Source organism: Novosphingobium sp. APW14, assembly GCF_032337075.1.
Lineage (GTDB): Bacteria > Pseudomonadota > Alphaproteobacteria > Sphingomonadales > Sphingomonadaceae > Novosphingobium.
The window spans coordinates 201,692-219,811 of the sequence record NZ_JAVYAB010000003.1 but is presented as its reverse complement, the minus strand read 5'-3'; the positions used below and the strand labels follow the sequence as shown (position 1 = coordinate 219,811).

Genomic DNA, 18,120 nt, shown 5'->3' with positions numbered 1-18,120 from the left:
GCGATTAGCAGTGTGTTGAAATACCCGCAACGCAGCTTAACGGGCCACGCCGGGCGCCGCCGCAGCCTGCTGCTGCGCCTGCATGGCGATAAAAGCATCAAGCCGTTGCAGCCGTTCGGCCAGGTCCGCCCGCCACGGCGCATCCTTGGGGCTGCGGGCCAGCAATTCCGCCCAAAGCCCGCGCGCCTCGGCCAGCTTGCCCGATTGTGCCAGCCCCAGACCCAGGAAGAACGGCGGCCCTGGATGTGCTGGATCGGCCTGCGCCGCACGGCCATAGGCATAGAATGCGGCCGGAGTCAGATTCCCCTCGGCGTGTCCGACAAGTGCATTGGCCATGGCCAGCCAGGCATCGGCGTTCTTGGGATCCCGCTCAACCGCGCCCAGGATCACGCCCGCGGCTTCGCCATATTGCCCATTGCGGGCCAGGGCATCGCCGATCACCATCCAGCGGTTAAGCCCCTGCCCACTTGCTTGTGCCTGGGCCAGTTGTTGCCGCGCTTCAACCAGCGCCGCACCGCTCTTGGCCGCTTGCTCCGCAGCTTGCTTGGGTGCGCCGGGAAGCCCGGGAGAGGCCTGGAAGGCATAGCCCGCAATGCCGACCAGCAGCGCAGCACCAATCGCCTCCCACCCCTTGCGCGGGGCACGAAGCAGCACGGCCAGTGCGAAGGCTGCCAGTGCAGTCAGAATAACGAGAGCCCAGGTCATGCCCCACCTCCCCGGCGCAGGCGCCGCCGCAGTACCAGACCGACAATCAGCAGCAGCACCAACGGAATGGCATACAGCGGCCAGGTCAGGCTGGTGACCCGCGGTTGATAGCTGACATAGTCCCCATACCGTTCCACCAGCCAGGCGCGGATCGCTTCGGGATCTTCGCCCGCAGCGATCCGTTCGCGCACCAGGCTGCGCATGTCTCCGGCCATCGACGCATCGGAATCAGCGATCGACTGGCTTTGGCACTTCAGGCAGCGCAGCGTCAGCATCAGCGCGTGGGCCTTGGCCTCCTGCGCCGGATCGGACAGTTGGACATTGGCATAGGGGGCCGGCGGCACGCCGTCCTGCGCCGCAGCGGGCAGCGCAAGGACCAGCGCAAAACAGGCCAGCAAGAACCGGATCATCGCGCCGCTTCCATCAGCTTTTCGCGCAGCAGCGGCAGGTGCTCTGGCCGGATTTCACCGATGTGTTGATAGTGGATGATGCCCTTGCCATCGATCACGAAGGTTTCTGGCACACCCGATGAGCCAATCCCAAGCTGGACCTCGGAGCGGTCATCCGCGCCGATCCGGCTAAACGGATTGCCATTGCGGGCCAGGAACGTGGCAACATCCTCGGGCCGGTCGCGGATCGCCACACCGGCAATCTCGACCCCTTCAGCCTTAAGCACAGCAAGCTGCGGCGCTTCGACCGCGCAGGGCACGCACCACGAGGCAAAGATGTTGAGCAACCGCGGCTTCCCATCGGCAAGATCAGCACGGGCAAGGCCCGGCCGGTCTGCCGCTGCCGGACGAAGCGTGAACTGTGGCAGCGGCTTGCCGATCATGGCGCTCGCCACTTCGCGGTCTGCCGGGCGGTAAAGCCCGATCATGACCAGGCCCACAAAGGCGGCGAACATCGCCAGCGGCAACCACAGCGTCCAGCGCGCGCCTGGTTTGGCTTTGCTCATCGGCCCTGCCTCATCCGGCGGTAAGCGATCTTGTCGCGGGCAACGAGGCGCTTCAGGTCGCTCGCCAGGCGGCCGAACAGGGCCAGCAATCCGCCCAGCGCGATCAGCACGCCGCCGTACCAGATCATCGGCACAAACGGCTTCCACCACAGCCGCAGCTGCCAGCGCCCGCCGGTCGATTCCTGACCCAGCACGGCATAAAGCTGGCCATTCCAGCGGGTCTTGAGGGCGGCTTCGTTGGTCTCGTTCGGCGGGGCCCAGAAGGTCCGCGCCGCCGGGTGCAGCTCGGTGATCGCGCCGCCCTTGTAGCTGACCGCCAGATCGCCACGCAGCGCGGTCCAGTTCGGACCGGCGACGGGTTCGATCCGCTGCAGCTGGACCTGCCAGGGGCCGACTTCAACCGCATCACCCGGCTTCACGGCCACCAGCCGTTCGGTGGTAAAGGCCACATCGCTCGCCATACCGAGCAGCGAGACCGCGATCCCGAAATGCGCGATCACCATGCCCCACAGCGGCAGCTTGACCTGACGCAGCTTGCGGCCCTTGAGCGGCAGCAGGCTGGCCACGGCCAGTGCAGCTGAAAGCGCCAGGCCCAGCGCGGGCAACAGGCCCACGGCCTGGCTCGCCGCCCAAATCAGCGTTCCAGCCAGCAGCAGCGCCGGAACGGCAATCTGTGCCCTGATCCGCTTCAGGCTATCGCGCCGCCAACGCAGCAGCGGTCCGACCGCAAGCACCAGCAACATCGGCACGGCAAAGATCGCACTGACCGGATTGAAATAGGGCGGACCGACCGAAACCTTTGCGCCCAGCGCCTCTGCCAGCAATGGGTAGAGTGTGCCAACCAGCACGATCCCCAGGATCGCGCTGAGCATGACATTGTTGAACACCAGCGCGCCTTCGCGGCTGGTCACAGCGAAGCGCTCACCCTCGGTCACGCTTGAGGCGCGCAGGCCAAACAGCACCAGCGCGCCGCCGATATTGAGCGCCAGCAGGCCCAGGATGAAGCTGCCCCGCTCCGGATCGACCGCAAAGGCATGGACCGAAGTCAGGATGCCCGAACGCACCAGAAAGGTTCCGACCATCGACATCGAGAAGGCAACCACGCCCAGCATCACCGTCCAGGCGCGCAGCGCGTTGCGGGCCGCCAGGACCGAAACCGAATGGAGCAGCGCGGTTGCGGCCAGCCATGGCATCAGGCTGGCATTCTCGACCGGGTCCCAGAACCACCAGCCGCCCCAGCCCAGCTCATAATAGGCCCAGTAAGACCCTGCGACGATCCCCAGCGTCAGGAAGATCCACGATCCCAGCACCCATGGCCGCATCGCGCGGGCAAAGGCCGGCCCCACCTCACGGGTAATCAGGGCACCGATCGCAAAGCTGAAGGCCACCGACAGCCCGACATAGCCGATGTAGAGCGGCGGCGGGTGGAAGGCGAGGCCAGGATCCTGCAGCAGCGGATTAAGCCCCGCCCCTTCGATCGCGGGTGAACTGAGGCGCGTGAACGGGTTGGATGAAATCAGCAGGAAGGCATAGAAGCCCAGGCTGACAAAGGCCTGTCCGGCCAGCGTTGCCAGCATGGTCGACTCTGGCAACCGGCGCTCCACCGCGGCGACGAAGCAGCCCGACAGGCCCATGACCATGACCCACAGCAGCATCGAGCCTTCATGGTTCCCCCAGGTGCCGGTGATCTTGTAGATCAGCGGCTTCATCGAGTGGGAGTTCTTGGCGACCAGCTCAACCGAGAGGTCGGTCTGCGCAAACAGCGTGACCAGCGCGGCGAACGACAGCGCCACCAGCACACCCTGCACCATGGCCACCGGGCGCACGATCGCACCCAGCGCGGCCCCGCGCGGGGTCAGCGCCAATGCCCCGGCGATCAGCTGGAGCGCGGCAAGCGCCGCAGCAAGCCACAAGGCAGCAAGGCCGAATTCAGCGATCATTCGGTCTCTGCAATGGCCTTGCGGGCCTGTTCGTTGGTCATGTCCTTCATCTCGCGCGGGACATAGTTCTCGTCATGCTTGGCCAGGACATTGTCGGCCAGAAAGCTGCCGTCCGGCTGGCGACGACCTTCGGCGACGGCACCCGATCCTTCAACAAACAGGTCCGGGACAATGCCCTTGAACGTCACCGGGACGCGGGCCTTGTCGTCATGGATGACAAAGCTGATCGTCACACCATCTGCAGCCGTCTTGATCGAGCCCTTCTCCACCATGCCGCCCAGCCGCACAGCGCGGCCCGCTTCGGGCGGATTGGCGGCATATTCAGCCGGCAGGTAGAAGAACGAAGCCTGGCTGCGCAGTGCCCATGCGGCAAGCGCACCCGCGCCCAGCAGCGCCACCAGCGCAATGAGCGCAAGGACCAGCCGTTGATGCTTGGCCTTCACTTGCCGCGGCTCCGGTCACGACGCGCTTCGGCGCGGCGCATCGCCAGCCACGATTGCACCACGAGTGCCAGCGTGCCGCCGATCCCCAGCGCGAAGGAAGCGGCGATAAACGGCCAGTGATCAAGGCCCTCACGCATCTTCAGTTTCCCCAAAATCATCTTGGAGCGCTTTGCGGCGCAGACGCGCATCGGCCTGGGCATTGGCCAGGATCGCCCGCATCCGCGCCAGCACCACCCCGCCGAAGATCAGCGAAAAGCCCAGACTGGCCGCCAGCAGGCCATAAAGGAACACCGGCGCCATCGCCGATTTGCCCATGGCGATGCTGGGCGGTTGGTGCAGCGAATTCCACCACAGCACCGAATAGTGGATGATCGGAATGTTGATCGCCCCAACCAGCCCGAAGATCGCGGGAATGCGGCTTTGCCCCGAACCGTTCCCACCATCGCGGTCCGCCGCTTGGGCGAGCGCGATATAGGCAAGATACAGGAACAGCAGCACCAGCATGGAAGTCAGCCGGCCATCCCAGACCCACCAGGTACCCCAGGCCGGACGCCCCCACAGCGAGCCCGTGGTCAGGCACAGCGCGGCGAAAAACGCCCCCGGCAAGGCTATTGCCCGCGCCCCGATCGCGGCTAGCGGATGGCGCCAGACCAACTCGGTCAGGCTGGCTATCGCCAGCGCCGTCCAGCCGCCCATGCCCAACCAGGCGGCGGGCACGTGGACAAACAGGATCTTCGCGGAATCGCCCTGCAACCGCTCAGCCGGTGCGGCGAGCAGAGCCCAGGTCAGCGTGATGCCAGTGATGGCCAGGCCAGCCCCCAGCAGCAACGGCGTTAACCAGCGCGCAAGACGCAGGAACCGAGCAGGATTGGCGAAGCCGTGCATGGGGTCAGTGATGCCCGAAAAATGGTCCGCGCCCTTTGGCAGGGCGCAGAGATTCGGGCAAGCGCCTAACGTCCGATCAGCGTCTGCGCCATGCTGTCGGCCACCTGGTCGGCCGAGCGGCCGCTGGCCTTGCTCTCTTCCCAAATCGCGGTCAGTCGGCCGGGGATTTCCTCCAGCCGGCGGTGCACTTCCTCCAGCGAGCTCGGCTGGTCGTGCTCGCGAGCAAGGTATTCCAGCGCAACGGCGATGATCCCGCCAGCGTTGATCACATAGTCAGGCGCATAGAGGATCCCGCGCGCGGCGAGGACCTGGCCGTGTTCGGGCCGCGCCAGCTGGTTGTTGGCCCCGCCCGCCACGATCGGCGCACGCAGCCGGGCAATCCCGGCATCGTCAAGGATCGCACCCAAGGCATTGGGGCTGAACACATCGCATTCGGTGTCCATGATCGTCTCGGCCGCGACCGCCGTCCCGCCCAGCTCGGCAGCGAGCGCCCGGGCGCGATCAGCGTTGACATCGGCCAGAGTCAGCCGGGCGCCTTCGCCGGCGAGCAGGCGGGCAACACCGCCGCCAACGCTGCCGGTGCCTTGGATCGCAACATGGACGCCGGCCAGGCTATCTGCGCCCAATTTGTGAGCGACCGCCGCCTTGATACCATAAAAAATTCCGCGTGCCGTGAACGGTCCCGGATCGCCGCCGGCCTGGCCGTTACCTGCGGCGGGCAGGCCGGTGACATGGCGGGTCTGCTGCGAAATGGCGACCATGTCTGCCTCGCTCATCCCAACATCTTCGGCAGTGACATAGCGCCCGCCCAGCGCGTCGATCGCGCGGCCAAAGGCGGCCAGCAGCTCCGGCGTCTTGTTGGCGCCCGGATCGGCCAGGATCACTGCCTTGCCTCCGCCCATCGGCAGGCCAGCCATGGCGTTCTTGTAGCTCATCCCGCGCGACAGGCGCAGCGCATCGCGCATGGCCATGGCTGGGTCGGCATAATGCCAGAAACGGGTACCGCCAGCACCGGGCCCAAGATGGGTTGAATGCAGCGCGATAATCGCTGTCAGCCCACTGGCCCGATCGCGTACCACCTCGACCAATTCGTGATCGTCGAAATCGGCTTCTTCCCAGATCGCAGGCACGCGCGTCTCCTTCTGTCCGGGGGCGAAGGATGAAAGGGGAAAATGGGGCGATCGATGGGGTTCGAACCCACGACCTCCGGTACCACAAACCGGCGCTCTAACCAACTGAGCTACGATCGCCATATCCCCCGGCACCTGCCGGACTGCGCGCTGTTAGGCAGCGCCCGCGTCCCTCGCAAGCAGCGATTGGGAGAGGCGCGCCCTCTTGCACAGGACCTGCCCGATGGGAAGCGAAAAATCGCAAGTAGCAACCATGCGTGAAATTAAATTACGTGGGCCATCTCGCCCTGTCTGGCTGGCGAATCACCATGCCTTCGCCGCATAGCAAAAGGGCGGCCAATGGCCGCCCTTCACCGATTCCAGAGGAACCTGGCTTACTTCTTGAGCGTAAGCCCGCCGAAGCGCTTGTTGAACTGGGCAACGCGGCCGCCCTGATCAAGCTGGCGGGTGCCGCCGGTCCATGCCGGGTGCGACGTGGGGTCGATTTCCAGAGCCAGCGTGTCGCCTTCCTTGCCCCAGGTGGAGCGGGTTTCGAACACGGTGCCGTCGGTCATCTGCACCTTGATCATGTGATAATCGGGATGGATATCGGGCTTCATCGTTCAATCTTTCGCTAGGGCCGGTTCCGACCGGCCTGAAAAGGAAGCGCGGCGCTTAGCCTCGCTTTTGATTCTTGTCCAGCCTGTCGGCTGTGGCCTAGCCAGCCCGCCCTCAGCCAAACCACCCGATAAAGGTACCCTGTGGGTGGTTGGGCCAGGGGCGCGGGCCGGCAATGCAAGGATAAGCCGGATGGCTCATCCTCAACAATCAAGACTCAGGCGGATCCGCGATCATGGCGGTGAACTGCACTTCGCAGGTCACCTTGCCTTCGATCGAAGCCTTGCCCCAGAACTTGCAGACCCGGGCCCGCTTCTGGACGAAGCCGACTTCGAGATCGAGCAGGACACCTGGCTCTACCGGCGCGCGGAATTTCGCTTCCTCGATCGCCATGAAGTAAACCAGCTTATTCGATCCGGCCAATTCCAGCGACTCAATCGCCAGGATTGCCGCAGCCTGGGCCAGCGCCTCGATCTGCAACACGCCCGGCATAATCGGGCGACCCGGGAAGTGGCCCTGGAAAAACTGCTCGTTAAAGCTGACCGCCTTTACTGCGTGGATGCTCTCGCCGATTTCCATCGACTTGACGCGGTCCACCAACAGCAGCGGATAACGGTGCGGCAGGGCGTTCAGGATCTGCCGGATGTCCCGGGCCGACGCGGAAGGTTCCGCGCCGGCCTGGTTCGACATTTCGCTCTCGCTCATCGTTGCCCCCCGGCCGACTTGCTTAGCGGCCTTCGGGCTGCGGACCAGCCGGAGCGGCCGGAGCAGCGGCAGGGCGATTGCCAGCCTGCTGGGCGGCCTGCTGGGCGCGCGCTTCGCGGATTTCACGCGGTTCCCAGCCCTGCGGCGGGACCAGCTGCGCGGTCGGCAGCAGGGCGTTGAGTTCGGCGACGATCTCCTCCGTCAGGTCATAGGCGTTGGCGCGGGCCAGCACGGCATTCGGCTGCAGCAGCAGGCTGACGCGGCTCTTTTCCATGGCCTTCTGCACGGCCTGGTCCAGCTTGTCTTCGATCTGCTCGTTGACGAAGGCTTCCGACAGGACGGCAGGCAGCAGGATCTGCTGGATTTCCTGCTTACCCTTTTCCTGCAGTTCCTGGATCGCGCGGGCCTGGGTCTGCAGCTGCTGCTGCAGAGCCGGCGTATTGGCTGCCTGGCGAGCCGCGTTGAAACGGTCGACCATTGGCTTGATCTGGGCTTCCAGCGCGTTGCCGCGGGCCTGGGCCTGATCAAGCTGCGGCTTGTAGGTAACCGGACGCTGCTGCGAAGCAACGCGGTAGGCATCGGTGTTGGCGATGGCTGCCTGCAGGTTGGCAACGCCGATACCCTGGACAACGTTGCTGGCCGGGGCCGCGGCAGCCGGAGCGGCGTTCTTGTTGTCCTTGTCCTTCTTCTCGGCCGAGGCAGGCTGGGCTGAAAGCGCGGCAAGCGAGATCGCGGCGACCAGCGCCGAATTACGGATCAGTTTCATTAGAATTGTGTTCCCACGTTAAAGGTGAAGCTCTTGGTATCGTCTCCGGGGCGCTTCATCAGCACCTTGGCGAAATCGATGCGGAACGGCCCGAAGGGCGAATTCCAGTTGACCCCAATGCCGACAGAGACGCGCGGGCGCGCCGAATTGCCGACAAAGACTTCCTGAAATGGACCGACGTTATTGCCCAAGGCCGTGTTCGCAGCCGAGCTAAGGCAGGTCGCCGGAGCCGGGTTAACCGCGTTGATCACCTGCGAGGTCTTGGTCGCCGTGCAGTTGGTGTCAACTTCGTCAACCTGCAGGTAAAGCTGGTTGCCGCTGGCATCGCGCGTCGGAATGAAGATCCCGTTCGGGAACGGACTTGCTTGCAGCAACGGCCGGTTGACGCCCCAGACCGAGCCGACATCAAGGAAGATCGATGGGCGCAGGCCCAGCTCGCGGGCACCGGAACCCAGCGGAATTTCCAGCTCAACGTGGCCCAGATAGTAGTACCGGCCACCCAGCGCGTCATCGATCACCGAATTGCGATCATCGATCACCAGCGGATTGCCGTTGCCATCATCGACAATCGACTGACGCAGCACGCGCGGACCGACCCCGCGGATGTCAAAGCCGCGCATTTCCGGCTCACCCAGGTAGAAGCGATCCGTCAGGCGGACAGGATCAACACCCGCGCCGCGGTTTTCAAACGACTTGATCAGCCCGCCTTCGCCGCGAACCGAGAAAATCCAGCCCTTCGCGATCGGCCAATACTGCGAAGCGTTGGCGCGCAGGCGGCCGTATTTCACCGAACCACCAAGACCGGCAAATTCCGCAGTCACCGAGGCTGCCCGGCCGCGCGAAGGCCGGATGCGGCTATCGAGCGTGTCGTAGATCAGCGACATGCCAAGGATCGAGCTGGTGCGATTGCCGATGGCTTCACACAGGTAACGACCCGCCAGCAGCGCATCGCATTCCTGCACGCCCGGGGTTACCCGGTCGGTAAAGAACTGGCCGCGATCAAGCGTCACATTGTCGACGTTGAAAGTGTAGCTGCCAACCGCCGAGACATATTCCGTCAGCGGCACACCAGCGCGCAGCTGGAAGCCGGTGGTGGCTTGCTTGTAAGTCGTGTTGCGATCGTTGTTCAAGTAGTTGAAGCTGTTGTAATCGCGGCGATAGACGTTGAAGCCCAGCGACACGTTGCGATCGAACAGATAGGGTTCGGTAAAGCTGACTTCGGCGCTCTTCGAATAGTTCGAATAGCTTAGCGAAAGGCCAATGGTCTGGCCGCGGCCGCGGAAGTTGCGCTGCTGCACCGATCCCTGGAAAATCAGCTTTTCAAGGCTCGAATAACCAGCCGAAAGCTGCAGTTCCCCTGTGGGTTTCTCTTCAACGTTGGCTTCCAGAACGATCCGATCGGGTGCCGAACCCGACTTTTGCTCAATTTCAAACTTCTCCTGGAAGTATCCAAGCGAGTTGATGCGGCTGGTCGAACGCTTAACCTGCAACGAGTTGAAAGCGTCTCCTTCAGCGAGACGGAACTCGCGCCGGACCACCTTGTCCTGGGTCAGCGTATTGCCGTTAACGTCGATCCGCTCGACATAAACGCGCGGCGCCTCGGCGATCTGGAACGTGATGCCCATCGAGAGGTCATCCTTGTTACGATCGTAACTCGGACGGACATCGGCGAAGGCATAGCCAAAGGCACCGGCGGTATCGTTGAGCTTTTCGATGGTGTCTTCCACCATCTTGGCGTCGTACCAGTCACCCTTTTTCATTGGCAGCTGGGCGGCCAGGCGATCACTATCGAAGTCACGCAGCTGACTGTCGACCTTGACCTCACCAAATTTGTAGCGCTGGCCTTCTTCGACCACGTAGGTCAGGATGAAGTCCTTCTTGTCCGGCGTCAGTTCGGCGACCGCCGAAATGATGCGGAAATCAGCGTAGCCCTTGGTCAGGTAGAACTGACGCAGCTTCTGCTGGTCAAACGCCATCCGGTCCGGGTCATAGCTGGTGCCCGAACTGAAGATCTTGGTCAGCCCGGTTTCCTTGGTGACCATTTCATCCTTCAGATCACCATCGTCAAACTGTTCGTTGCCGATGATGTTGATCTTGCGGACTTTGGACTTGGGGCCTTCCTGGATTTCGAACACGATATCGACGCGGTTCTGATCCAGCAGCACCATCTTCGGCTCGACCTGCGCCGCAAAGCGCCCCTGGCGCTTGTAAAGCTCGATGATACGGGCAACGTCAGCGCGGACCTTGGAACGGGTGAAAATCTGGCGTGCTGCCAACTTGATTTCGGGGAGGATCTTGTCCTCCTTCAGCCGCTTGTTCCCCTCCAGGATAATCCGGTTGATCACCGGGTTCTCCTTGACGGTGATCGTAACGTTGCCGCCATCGTTGCGCAGCTGCACATCGGAAAACAGCTCGGTCGCAAACAGGTCCTTCAGCGCACCGTCAGCGGCCTGCTGGCTGTATGGCTGTCCGATCCGCAGCTTGATGTAAGAGCGGATGGTATCGGGTTCGAGCCGCTGCGAACCGGTGACCGTGATCGACTGGATCGGGGCGGCTGCTTCGGTTGCGGCGACGGGTGCCTGCTGCGCCAGCGCGGCTTGCGGCAAACCGCCAAGGATCGAAGTGCCCAGCAGTGCCGCGGCAATGCGAAGGGAATACTGACGATGGCTGGCAATTCGGTTCTTCGGCACGGCAGTTCCCGTCTAGATGCTCAACGCCCTCGCCCACCCCAGGCGATAACGCGGGCGCGCTACTGGCAGTTCGCCGCCATTGCCCGATGCAGCCACGCCGATCAAGCAAACTTCCGGCGTTTTGCCCGTAGTTTTACCCTACTCTACGCCTAGCCGCCGAAGATCGACAGCGAGGCAATGTCGTTCAAGGTGACGAACAGCATCAGGGCCAGCATGAATGCCAGGCCGGTGCGGAACGCCCACTCCTGACTGCGCGCACCCATCGGCTTGCGACGGACAGCTTCTGCCGCGTACATAGCCAGGTGCCCGCCGTCGAGCGTGGGGATTGGCAGCAAGTTAATGAATGCCAAATTAATTGAGATCAGCGCGGCGAAAGAGACGAACGAAAGCCAGCCGAGCGAGAACTGCTCGCCAGAGAATTTCGCGATCTTGATTGGCCCACCCAGCTCATCCAGCGGACGCTCACCCGTGACGATCTGGACCAGTCCTGCGGCCATCGTGCGGATGATGCCCATCGATTGATCGAGCCCCGTGGCGACAGCCGTGATCAGACCAACATCCTGAAACTCCATCGCTGCCGGGCGAATACCCAGCAGGCCGCGACGGATCTCGTTGCCAAAGCGGTCCTTCTGCACGTCGGTGGCAAGCTTGACCGGCTGGACGAAGCTGACCCCGCCGCGCTCGGCCGCAAGGGTGATGGTCCGGCCAGGATAGAGCGCAACACGTTCGGCAATGTCCATAAAGCTGTCGACCCGGGCACCGTCGACCGCGACAATGCGGTCACCGGTCTTGAAGCCGGCAGCCTCGGCCGCCGAACCCTTCGAAAACGCGCCGATCACCGGTGCGGCCGTTGGCACGCCATAGGCCAGGTTGAAGGCTGCGAAGATGCCGACAGCAACAAGCAGGTTCGTTAAGGGCCCGGCAAGCACGATCAGCGCGCGTTGCCACAAGGCTGCATACTGGAACATGCCGCGCTTTTCTTCCGGCGTGGCCTTGGCCGCTTCCGGATCGGGCACCGACGTCGCGTTCATGTCGCCCGCGAATTGCACGAAACCGCCCAGCGGCCAGGCCGCCAGCCGCCAGCGCGTGCCGCGCTTGTCGGTCCATCCCGCCAGTTCCTTGCCGAAACCGATCGAGAAGACATCGGCCTTCACTTTGAAGGCCCGCCCGACCAGATAATGCCCCAGCTCGTGCAGGACGACCAGCGGCCCCAGCACCAACAGGAAGGCACCGATCATCATCAAGACTGAGGGGGATTCGCTCACGGCCTTAGCTTCTCCAGAAAACCGCGGGCTTCAGCCCGGGCTGCAGCATCGACGGCCATGACATCGGCCAGCGAAGCGGGTGCCGGCGGGATATAGCGTGCCAGCACCTGCTCCACCAATACAGCAATACGCGTGAATGGAAGCTTGCCGTCAAGGAACGCGGATACCGCAACCTCGTTGGCGGCATTGAGCACGGCCGGGGCCGCCCCGCCAGCCTCTGCCGCCGCGCGGCACAAGCGGGTGGCGGGAAAGCGCTCCTCGTCCGGTGGGCGGAAGGTCAATTCCCCGATTGCTGCCAGATCAAGCGGCGCCAGCGGCGTGTCCATGCGGGCCGGCCAGGCCAGACACGAAGCGATCGGCACCCGCATATCTGACGGCCCCAGCTGCGCCAGTGTCGACCCGTCGCGATATTCGACCATTGAGTGGATCACCGACTGCGGGTGGACAATGATCCGCAGCTTCTCGAGACCAACCGGGAAGAGATGATGCGCCTCGATCAGTTCAAGGCCCTTGTTGAACATGGTCGCGCTGTCGACGCTGATCTTGGCGCCCATCGACCAGTTGGGATGCTTGATCGCCTGAGCCGGGGTCGCGTCGTGGAGCTGTTCCAACGTCCAATCGCGGAATGGCCCGCCGCTGGCGGTCAGGATGATAGAGCGGACATGATCGTAACTATTGCCGGCAAGGCACTGAAAAATAGCATTATGCTCGCTGTCGGTCGGCAATAGCGTGGCACCACTGCGGGCAACCGCCGCGGTCATCACCTCACCTGCGGCAACCAGTGCTTCCTTGTTGGCCAGGGCCACCGTGCGTCCCTGCTCGATCGCCGCCATGGTCGGAGCCAGGCCGGCACAGCCGACAATGGCCGCCACCGTCAGGTCGGCGGGGCGCGCCGCGGCTTCTACCAACGCCGCCTCACCGCCAGCGGCAGCAATCGCCGTACCCGCCAGTGCCGCACGCAGCGCCGGCAGCGCAGCTTCATCGGCAACGACGGCAATCTCGGCCGAAAACTCACGCGCCAGCTTGGCAAGGTCGGCGGCACTGCCGTTCGCGGTCAGCGCCACGACCCGCCACTGCCCCGGCTGGCGCCGGATCAGATCGAGCGTGGAGGCACCGATCGATCCGGTTGCCCCAAGGACGGAGATCCTGCGCATTACAGGACAGTCAGCGCCGCCAGCAGCGCGGCCAGGAAGCTGACCGCGATCAGCCCGTCGACACGGTCGAACAGGCCGCCATGGCCGGGGATCAACTTGCCTGAATCCTTCACCCCGGCACGGCGCTTCATCCAGCTTTCAAAGAAATCACCGGCTTGGGCCACCACAGCAACCAGCACCGCCAGCCCCAGCACCTGCCACCAGGCCGGAGTTGCATCGCTGAGCTTGGCAGAGAGGGTCAGCACGGCCAGCGCGCCCAGAATGCCACCCAGCAAGCCCGCCCAGGTCTTGGAAGGGCTGATTGCCGGGGCAATCTTGGGCCCACCCAGTGCGCGGCCGGTGAAATAGGCTCCAATGTCGATTGCCGCGACTAGGGCGATCAGCGTCAGCACGTCGGCAAAGCCGCGTTCGCCTTCGCGCATCAGCATCAGCATGGCTGCGGCCGGGGCCAGGTAAAGGATGCCTGCCAGCGTCCAGGCCGTCTCGCGCAAAGGTGATGGGTTAAGCGCCCGCACCAGCGCGCGCCATTCGTACAGCACGCCGCCGGCCACGATCATCGCAAAGCCAGACCAGACCCAGCCCCCCAGCCATAACGCGGTCAACGATATCGCAACGATGACGACGGCTGAGACCGCCCGCACCGGCAGGTCGGAATTCTTGCCCTTAGCGTCCGCCATAGCGCCGCTCCCGTTGGCCAAAGGCCTCCAGCGCCGCGCGCAGGTGGTCCGGGGTGAAATCCGGCCAGAGCACGTCAGTGAACCACATTTCGGCATAGGCCGCCTGCCACAGCAGGAAGTTCGACAGCCGTACTTCGCCAGAGGTGCGGATCAGCAAGTCGAGCGGCGGCAGCCCCGCAGTGTCAAGCTCCGCCTCAATCGCCGCGGGGGTGATCGGCCCCTTGCTGGCAGCCTTGGCAGCGGCGCGGGCAATCTCATCCTGCGCACCGTAATTGAGCGCGATGACCAGGGTCGTACCGTCGTTGCCCGCCGTCCGCGCCACCGCATCGTCGAGCAGCGTCACCACATCGGCTGGCAGTGCCGAGTGATCGCCAATGATCCGCAGCTGCACATTGTTGGCCACGAATTCGTCGATATCCGCCACGATATAGCGCTTGAGCAGCCCCATTAGGGCCGAAATCTCATCTTCCGGCCTGCGCCAGTTCTCGGTGCTGAAGGCGTAAAGCGTCAGCGCTTCGAGGCCCATCTCGCGCGCCGCACGCACCAGGGTGCGCACGGCTTCCACCCCGCGCTGGTGCCCTACGGCGCGCGGCAGGTGGCGCTTTTTGGCCCAGCGCCCGTTGCCATCCATGATGATGGCGACGTGACGCGCGCCGCACGAGGCGCGCCCATCCGTCACTTGCCGAGGATTTCCTGTTCCTTCTGAGCCGCGACCGTTTCGACATCCTTGATCATGTCGTCGGTCAGCTTCTGGACCTCGGTTTCACCGCGCTTGCGATCGTCTTCCGAGATTTCCTTCTTGGTTTCATCGGCCTTGAGCGCGTCGATCCCGTCGCGGCGCACATTGCGGATCGCGACGCGGGCCTTCTCGGCATAGGAATGGACCAGCTTGGCCAGTTCCTTGCGGCGTTCCTCGGTCAGGTCGGGGATCGGCAGCCGGATATTGTTGCCATCGTTGATCGGGTTGAGGCCCAGGCCCGCCGAGCGGATCGCCTTTTCAACCGGCGCAATGTTCGACTTGTCCCAAACCTGCACCGACAGCAGCCGCGGTTCCGGCGCCGAAACGGTCGCTACCTGGTTGAGCGGCATCTTGCTTCCATAGACCTCAACGGTGATGGGATCGAGCAGCGCCGTGTTGGCGCGGCCCGTGCGCAGGCCGCCCAGATCGCTGCGCAGCGATTCCACGGCGCCCTTCATGCGGCGTTCGAGATCGGCCTTATCGTACTTGGCCATGGTTCTAACCCTTCTTCACGATAGTTTGCGTCCCCGTCCCGCCGAGCACCTTGGCCAGGTTGCCCTTTTCGCGGATCGAGAAGACGACGATGGGAATGTTGTTGTCACGGCACAGGGCGACAGCACTGGCATCCATAACCTTCAGGTTATCTGCCAAAACAGTATCGTAATCCACTGTATCGTAACGCTTTGCCTGCGGATTTGACTTGGGGTCGCTATCATAGACCCCATCGACCGAGGTGCCCTTGAACAAGGCATCGCACCGCATCTCGGCGGCGCGCAGCGCGGCCCCGGAATCGGTGGTAAAATAGGGTGCGCCAACCCCGGCGGCGAAGATCACCACCCGGCCCTTTTCAAGGTGGCGTTCAGCCCGCCGACGGATGACCGGTTCGCAAACCTTGTCCATCTCGATCGCGGACTGGACACGGGTCGGAACGCCCAACTGCTCCAGCGCGTTCTGCATGGCCAGCGCGTTCATCACTGTGGCCAGCATGCCCATGTAATCGGCCTGCGCGCGGTCCATCCCCTTGGCCGCACCAGCCATGCCGCGGAAGATGTTGCCGCCGCCGATAACCAGACAGATTTCAAGGCCAGATTCCTTGGCCGCTTTCACCTCAGCCGCCAGTTCGGCAACGAATTCGGGATCAATGCCGAACTGCTGCTGGCCCATCAGCACTTCGCCTGAAAGTTTCAGGAGGATACGCTTATAGGGCTGGGTCATGGGCTGGATATCGCTCTCACAGGGGTTTGGGCGGCCTTATACCGAGGGCTGCCCAATGCCAAGCCATGAGGCACTGCAACCACCCGGCAAAGGCGGTTGCTCAGCCCATCGGATAGCGGATCTCCTTCGACACTTTGTCGATCGCTTTCATCACATCGTCCGACAGGATCAGATCGCCGGCAGCAAAGATGTCATCAAGTTGATCCTCGCGCGTTACGCCAACAATGGTCGAGGCCACAAAGTCGTGCTGTTTGGACCAGGCGACAGCCATGGTGGTCGGGCTCATCCCGGCTTCCGCCGCAATCGCCATGAATCGCTCGGTCGAGGCCAGCGAACGCTCATTCACGAAGCGCTTGGCCATCACCTGCTGGCGGCCTTCCATCCCCAGATAGCTTGAGAAGCGCGCGCCATCGGGGCGTGCACCGGCCTGATACTTTCCGCTCAGCACCCCACCGGCAATCGGCGAATAAGGGATCAGGCTGACCCCTTCCTTGCGACAGACCTGAGCCAGCTCATCCTCGAACCGGCGGTTGTTGAGGCTGAAATTGTTCTGGATCGTCTGGTAACGCGCCGTGCCAAGCCGTTCGGCCGTGGCGATCGACTTCATCAGGCCCCACGAAGTTTCGTTCGAGCAACCGCTAATCCGTACTTTCCCCTCGCGAACCAGCTCGTCGAGCACTTCCATCGTTTCATCATAGGGCGTGTCGTGATCGGGCCAGTGGGTCTGGTAAAGATCGATGTAATCGGTCTGCAGCTTGCGCAGGCTTTCCTCGACCGCAGTGATGATGTTGCGGCGATCCAGCGCCGTCATGCCCGACCGCTTGGGGCTTTTGAACCAGACATGGCTGGGGCCGGAAACCTTGGTCGCCATAATGATCGCATCGCGCGGCTTGGTCTTCATCCAGCGGCCCACGATCTCTTCGGTGCGCCCCACCCACTTGGGATCGGGCGGCACCGGATAGCCCTCGGCCGTGTCATAAAAATTGATCCCGAAATCAAAGCACTTGTCCAGGATGCGGTGGGCAGCAGCCTCGTCCGTCTGGCTGCCGAAGGTCATTGTCCCCATGCAGATATCGGTGACGGTAATAGCCGATTTGCCAAGGCGGCGGGTTTGCATCGAATTCTCCCTGATCCTGTTTGAGACATTGATGGCTTGCCCAGTCGGCTCGCGTCAACTGCGCACAAACAAAAAGGGCCCGCCTTGCGGCGAGCCCTCTCTGTTCGTGTCCGGGACCAGCCCGGCAGCAAGCCTTAGTTCAGGCCAGCAGCAGCGGCCACTTCGGCCGCGAAGTCGCTGACTTCCTTTTCGATGCCTTCGCCGAGCTGGAAGCGAACATAGTCCTTCAGCACGATCTTGGTGCCGGCGGCCTTACCAGCCTGCTCAACCACCTGGGCAACCGGGGTCTTGTTATCCATGACGAACAGCTGGCTGAGCAGCGCGTTGTCCTTGGCGAACTTGGCAACCGCGCCATCGACCATCTTGGCCTGCACTTCAGCCGGCTTGCCGCTCTCAGCAGCCTTTTCGGCTGCAATCTTGCGCTCGCGCGCAATCATGTCGGCATCAAGGCCATCAGCATCGAGCGCCTGCGGGAAGGCCGCCGCGATGTGCATGGCGATCTGCTTGCCCAGCGGCTCCAGAACGTCGGCACCGGCATCCGATTCGAGCGCAACGAGCACGCCGATCTTGCCGAGCATCGGCGCGGCAGCATTGTGCATGTAAGGCACGACCAGGCCGTTGCTGACCGAGACGGTCTTCATGCGGCGAACCTGCTGGTTCTCGCCGATGGTCGCAACGTTGTTGGTCAGCGTGTCAGCCACGGTGCCGCCGCCCGGATAGGCAGCAGCCTTCAGCGCTTCAACGTCATCCGAACCGAGGCCCAGCGCCGCTTCGGTGGTCTTGCGCACAAAGTCCTGGAACTGGTCGTTCTTGGCGACGAAGTCGGTTTCCGAGTTGACCTCTACGGCCACACCCTTGGTGCCGGCAACAGCCACGCCAACCAGGCCTTCAGCGGCGGTGCGGCTGGACTTCTTGGCAACCGCGGCAAGGCCCTTGGCGCGCAGCAGGTCAACGGCGGCTTCCATGTCGCCATTGGTGTCGTCGAGCGCCTTCTTGCAATCCATCATGCCGGCGCCGGTGCGCTCGCGCAGGTTCTTCACGTCAGTGGCGGTGTAAGCCATTGAACTGGTCCTTCTTGAATGGAACTGGCGGCCGGGACCATTGGCCCCGGCACGCTACAGGTTTGTGACTGAAGCT

At 63.4% G+C, this 18,120-nt stretch carries 20 protein-coding genes and 1 tRNA gene; all 21 read right to left on the bottom strand.

Going from position 1 to position 18,120, the window contains the following annotated elements; genetic code table 11:
- Window positions 1–36 precede the first annotated feature (36 nt).
- On the bottom strand, window positions 37–705 hold the full coding sequence (locus RQP55_RS05590) for a tetratricopeptide repeat protein (RefSeq protein WP_315609196.1): 669 nt from the start codon (window positions 703–705) through the stop codon (window positions 37–39).
- Window positions 702–1,115 (bottom strand): cytochrome c-type biogenesis protein, encoded by a 414-nt coding sequence (locus RQP55_RS05585; RefSeq protein WP_315609195.1) that lies wholly within the window; start codon window positions 1,113–1,115, stop codon window positions 702–704. The genes RQP55_RS05590 and RQP55_RS05585 overlap by 4 nt, the downstream gene beginning before the upstream one ends.
- Window positions 1,112–1,660 carry a DsbE family thiol:disulfide interchange protein gene (locus RQP55_RS05580; protein ID WP_315609194.1) on the bottom strand — a complete coding sequence of 183 codons (549 nt, stop codon included), beginning with the start codon at window positions 1,658–1,660 and terminating at the stop codon, window positions 1,112–1,114. The genes RQP55_RS05585 and RQP55_RS05580 overlap by 4 nt, the downstream gene beginning before the upstream one ends.
- Window positions 1,657–3,600: a heme lyase CcmF/NrfE family subunit gene (locus RQP55_RS05575; protein ID WP_315609193.1), complete on the bottom strand. Its 1,944-nt coding sequence runs from the start codon at window positions 3,598–3,600 to the stop codon at window positions 1,657–1,659. Before RQP55_RS05575 ends, RQP55_RS05580 begins: the two co-directional genes overlap by 4 nt.
- A complete protein-coding gene (ccmE, locus tag RQP55_RS05570; protein WP_315609192.1) occupies window positions 3,597–4,043 on the bottom strand; it encodes a cytochrome c maturation protein CcmE in 447 nt (148 codons plus the stop codon). The genes RQP55_RS05575 and ccmE overlap by 4 nt, the downstream gene beginning before the upstream one ends.
- Window positions 4,040–4,180 carry a hypothetical protein gene (locus tag RQP55_RS05565; protein WP_315609191.1) on the bottom strand — a complete coding sequence of 47 codons (141 nt, stop codon included), beginning with the start codon at window positions 4,178–4,180 and terminating at the stop codon, window positions 4,040–4,042. The genes ccmE and RQP55_RS05565 overlap by 4 nt, the downstream gene beginning before the upstream one ends.
- Complete coding sequence (gene ccmC, locus RQP55_RS05560) at window positions 4,173–4,928, bottom strand: heme ABC transporter permease CcmC (RefSeq protein WP_315609190.1); 756 nt, start codon at window positions 4,926–4,928, stop codon at window positions 4,173–4,175. The genes RQP55_RS05565 and ccmC overlap by 8 nt, the downstream gene beginning before the upstream one ends.
- Before the next feature lie 65 nt (window positions 4,929–4,993).
- Window positions 4,994–6,058 (bottom strand): Glu/Leu/Phe/Val family dehydrogenase, encoded by a 1,065-nt coding sequence (locus RQP55_RS05555; RefSeq protein WP_315609189.1) that lies wholly within the window; start codon window positions 6,056–6,058, stop codon window positions 4,994–4,996.
- 43 nt (window positions 6,059–6,101) lie between these two features.
- Window positions 6,102–6,178, bottom strand: a tRNA-His gene (locus RQP55_RS05550).
- A gap of 254 nt (window positions 6,179–6,432) precedes the next feature.
- Entirely contained in the window at window positions 6,433–6,657 is a 225-nt protein-coding gene (rpmE, locus tag RQP55_RS05545; RefSeq protein WP_315609188.1) for a 50S ribosomal protein L31, read from the bottom strand.
- A gap of 208 nt (window positions 6,658–6,865) precedes the next feature.
- Window positions 6,866–7,345 (bottom strand): 3-hydroxyacyl-ACP dehydratase FabZ, encoded by a 480-nt coding sequence (gene fabZ / locus RQP55_RS05540; protein WP_315609300.1) that lies wholly within the window; start codon window positions 7,343–7,345, stop codon window positions 6,866–6,868.
- A gap of 37 nt (window positions 7,346–7,382) precedes the next feature.
- The gene (locus tag RQP55_RS05535) at window positions 7,383–8,126 is read right to left on the bottom strand and encodes an OmpH family outer membrane protein (protein ID WP_315609187.1); all 744 of its coding nucleotides are present in this window, start codon (window positions 8,124–8,126) and stop codon (window positions 7,383–7,385) included.
- Entirely contained in the window at window positions 8,126–10,816 is a 2,691-nt protein-coding gene (gene bamA, locus RQP55_RS05530; protein WP_315609186.1) for an outer membrane protein assembly factor BamA, read from the bottom strand. Before bamA ends, RQP55_RS05535 begins: the two co-directional genes overlap by 1 nt.
- 149 nt (window positions 10,817–10,965) lie before the next feature.
- Entirely contained in the window at window positions 10,966–12,081 is a 1,116-nt protein-coding gene (rseP, locus tag RQP55_RS05525; RefSeq protein ID WP_315609185.1) for an RIP metalloprotease RseP, read from the bottom strand.
- A complete protein-coding gene (locus tag RQP55_RS05520; protein WP_315609184.1) occupies window positions 12,078–13,235 on the bottom strand; it encodes a 1-deoxy-D-xylulose-5-phosphate reductoisomerase in 1,158 nt (385 codons plus the stop codon). Before RQP55_RS05520 ends, rseP begins: the two co-directional genes overlap by 4 nt.
- The gene (locus RQP55_RS05515; RefSeq protein WP_315609183.1) at window positions 13,235–13,912 is read right to left on the bottom strand and encodes a phosphatidate cytidylyltransferase; all 678 of its coding nucleotides are present in this window, start codon (window positions 13,910–13,912) and stop codon (window positions 13,235–13,237) included. The genes RQP55_RS05520 and RQP55_RS05515 overlap by 1 nt, the downstream gene beginning before the upstream one ends.
- Window positions 13,899–14,543 carry a polyprenyl diphosphate synthase gene (gene uppS, locus RQP55_RS05510; protein WP_315609299.1) on the bottom strand — a complete coding sequence of 215 codons (645 nt, stop codon included), beginning with the start codon at window positions 14,541–14,543 and terminating at the stop codon, window positions 13,899–13,901. The genes RQP55_RS05515 and uppS overlap by 14 nt, the downstream gene beginning before the upstream one ends.
- A gap of 44 nt (window positions 14,544–14,587) precedes the next feature.
- Window positions 14,588–15,145 carry a ribosome recycling factor gene (gene frr / locus RQP55_RS05505; RefSeq protein WP_315609182.1) on the bottom strand — a complete coding sequence of 186 codons (558 nt, stop codon included), beginning with the start codon at window positions 15,143–15,145 and terminating at the stop codon, window positions 14,588–14,590.
- Window positions 15,146–15,149: 4 nt separating this feature from the next.
- Window positions 15,150–15,866, bottom strand: coding sequence for a UMP kinase (gene pyrH / locus RQP55_RS05500; RefSeq protein ID WP_315609181.1), 717 nt, complete (start codon window positions 15,864–15,866; stop codon window positions 15,150–15,152).
- 100 nt (window positions 15,867–15,966) lie between these two features.
- On the bottom strand, window positions 15,967–16,983 hold the full coding sequence (locus RQP55_RS05495; protein ID WP_315609180.1) for an aldo/keto reductase: 1,017 nt from the start codon (window positions 16,981–16,983) through the stop codon (window positions 15,967–15,969).
- A 134-nt stretch (window positions 16,984–17,117) separates the two neighbouring features.
- A complete protein-coding gene (gene tsf, locus RQP55_RS05490; RefSeq protein WP_315609179.1) occupies window positions 17,118–18,044 on the bottom strand; it encodes a translation elongation factor Ts in 927 nt (308 codons plus the stop codon).
- Window positions 18,045–18,120 lie beyond the last annotated feature (76 nt).

Excerpts from the sequence above, each read along its gene's own strand:
- uppS (WP_315609299.1), bottom strand. The coding sequence starts at position 14,543 with ATGGATGGCAACGGGCGCTGGGCCAAAAAGCGCCACCTGCCGCGCGCC.
- RQP55_RS05585 (WP_315609195.1), bottom strand. The coding sequence starts at position 1,115 with ATGATCCGGTTCTTGCTGGCCTGTTTTGCGCTGGTCCTTGCGCTGCCC.
- RQP55_RS05520 (WP_315609184.1), bottom strand. The coding sequence starts at position 13,235 with ATGCGCAGGATCTCCGTCCTTGGGGCAACCGGATCGATCGGTGCCTCC.
- rpmE (WP_315609188.1), bottom strand. The coding sequence starts at position 6,657 with ATGAAGCCCGATATCCATCCCGATTATCACATGATCAAGGTGCAGATG.
- RQP55_RS05580 (WP_315609194.1), bottom strand. The coding sequence starts at position 1,660 with ATGAGCAAAGCCAAACCAGGCGCGCGCTGGACGCTGTGGTTGCCGCTG.
- pyrH (WP_315609181.1), bottom strand. The coding sequence starts at position 15,866 with ATGACCCAGCCCTATAAGCGTATCCTCCTGAAACTTTCAGGCGAAGTG.
- ccmC (WP_315609190.1), bottom strand. The coding sequence starts at position 4,928 with ATGCACGGCTTCGCCAATCCTGCTCGGTTCCTGCGTCTTGCGCGCTGG.
- tsf (WP_315609179.1), bottom strand. The coding sequence starts at position 18,044 with ATGGCTTACACCGCCACTGACGTGAAGAACCTGCGCGAGCGCACCGGC.
- RQP55_RS05575 (WP_315609193.1), bottom strand. The coding sequence starts at position 3,600 with ATGATCGCTGAATTCGGCCTTGCTGCCTTGTGGCTTGCTGCGGCGCTT.
- RQP55_RS05590 (WP_315609196.1), bottom strand. The coding sequence starts at position 705 with ATGACCTGGGCTCTCGTTATTCTGACTGCACTGGCAGCCTTCGCACTG.
- RQP55_RS05565 (WP_315609191.1), bottom strand. The coding sequence starts at position 4,180 with ATGCGTGAGGGCCTTGATCACTGGCCGTTTATCGCCGCTTCCTTCGCG.
- RQP55_RS05495 (WP_315609180.1), bottom strand. The coding sequence starts at position 16,983 with ATGCAAACCCGCCGCCTTGGCAAATCGGCTATTACCGTCACCGATATC.
- RQP55_RS05515 (WP_315609183.1), bottom strand. The coding sequence starts at position 13,912 with ATGGCGGACGCTAAGGGCAAGAATTCCGACCTGCCGGTGCGGGCGGTC.
- RQP55_RS05535 (WP_315609187.1), bottom strand. The coding sequence starts at position 8,126 with ATGAAACTGATCCGTAATTCGGCGCTGGTCGCCGCGATCTCGCTTGCC.
- fabZ (WP_315609300.1), bottom strand. The coding sequence starts at position 7,345 with ATGTCGAACCAGGCCGGCGCGGAACCTTCCGCGTCGGCCCGGGACATC.
- frr (WP_315609182.1), bottom strand. The coding sequence starts at position 15,145 with ATGGCCAAGTACGATAAGGCCGATCTCGAACGCCGCATGAAGGGCGCC.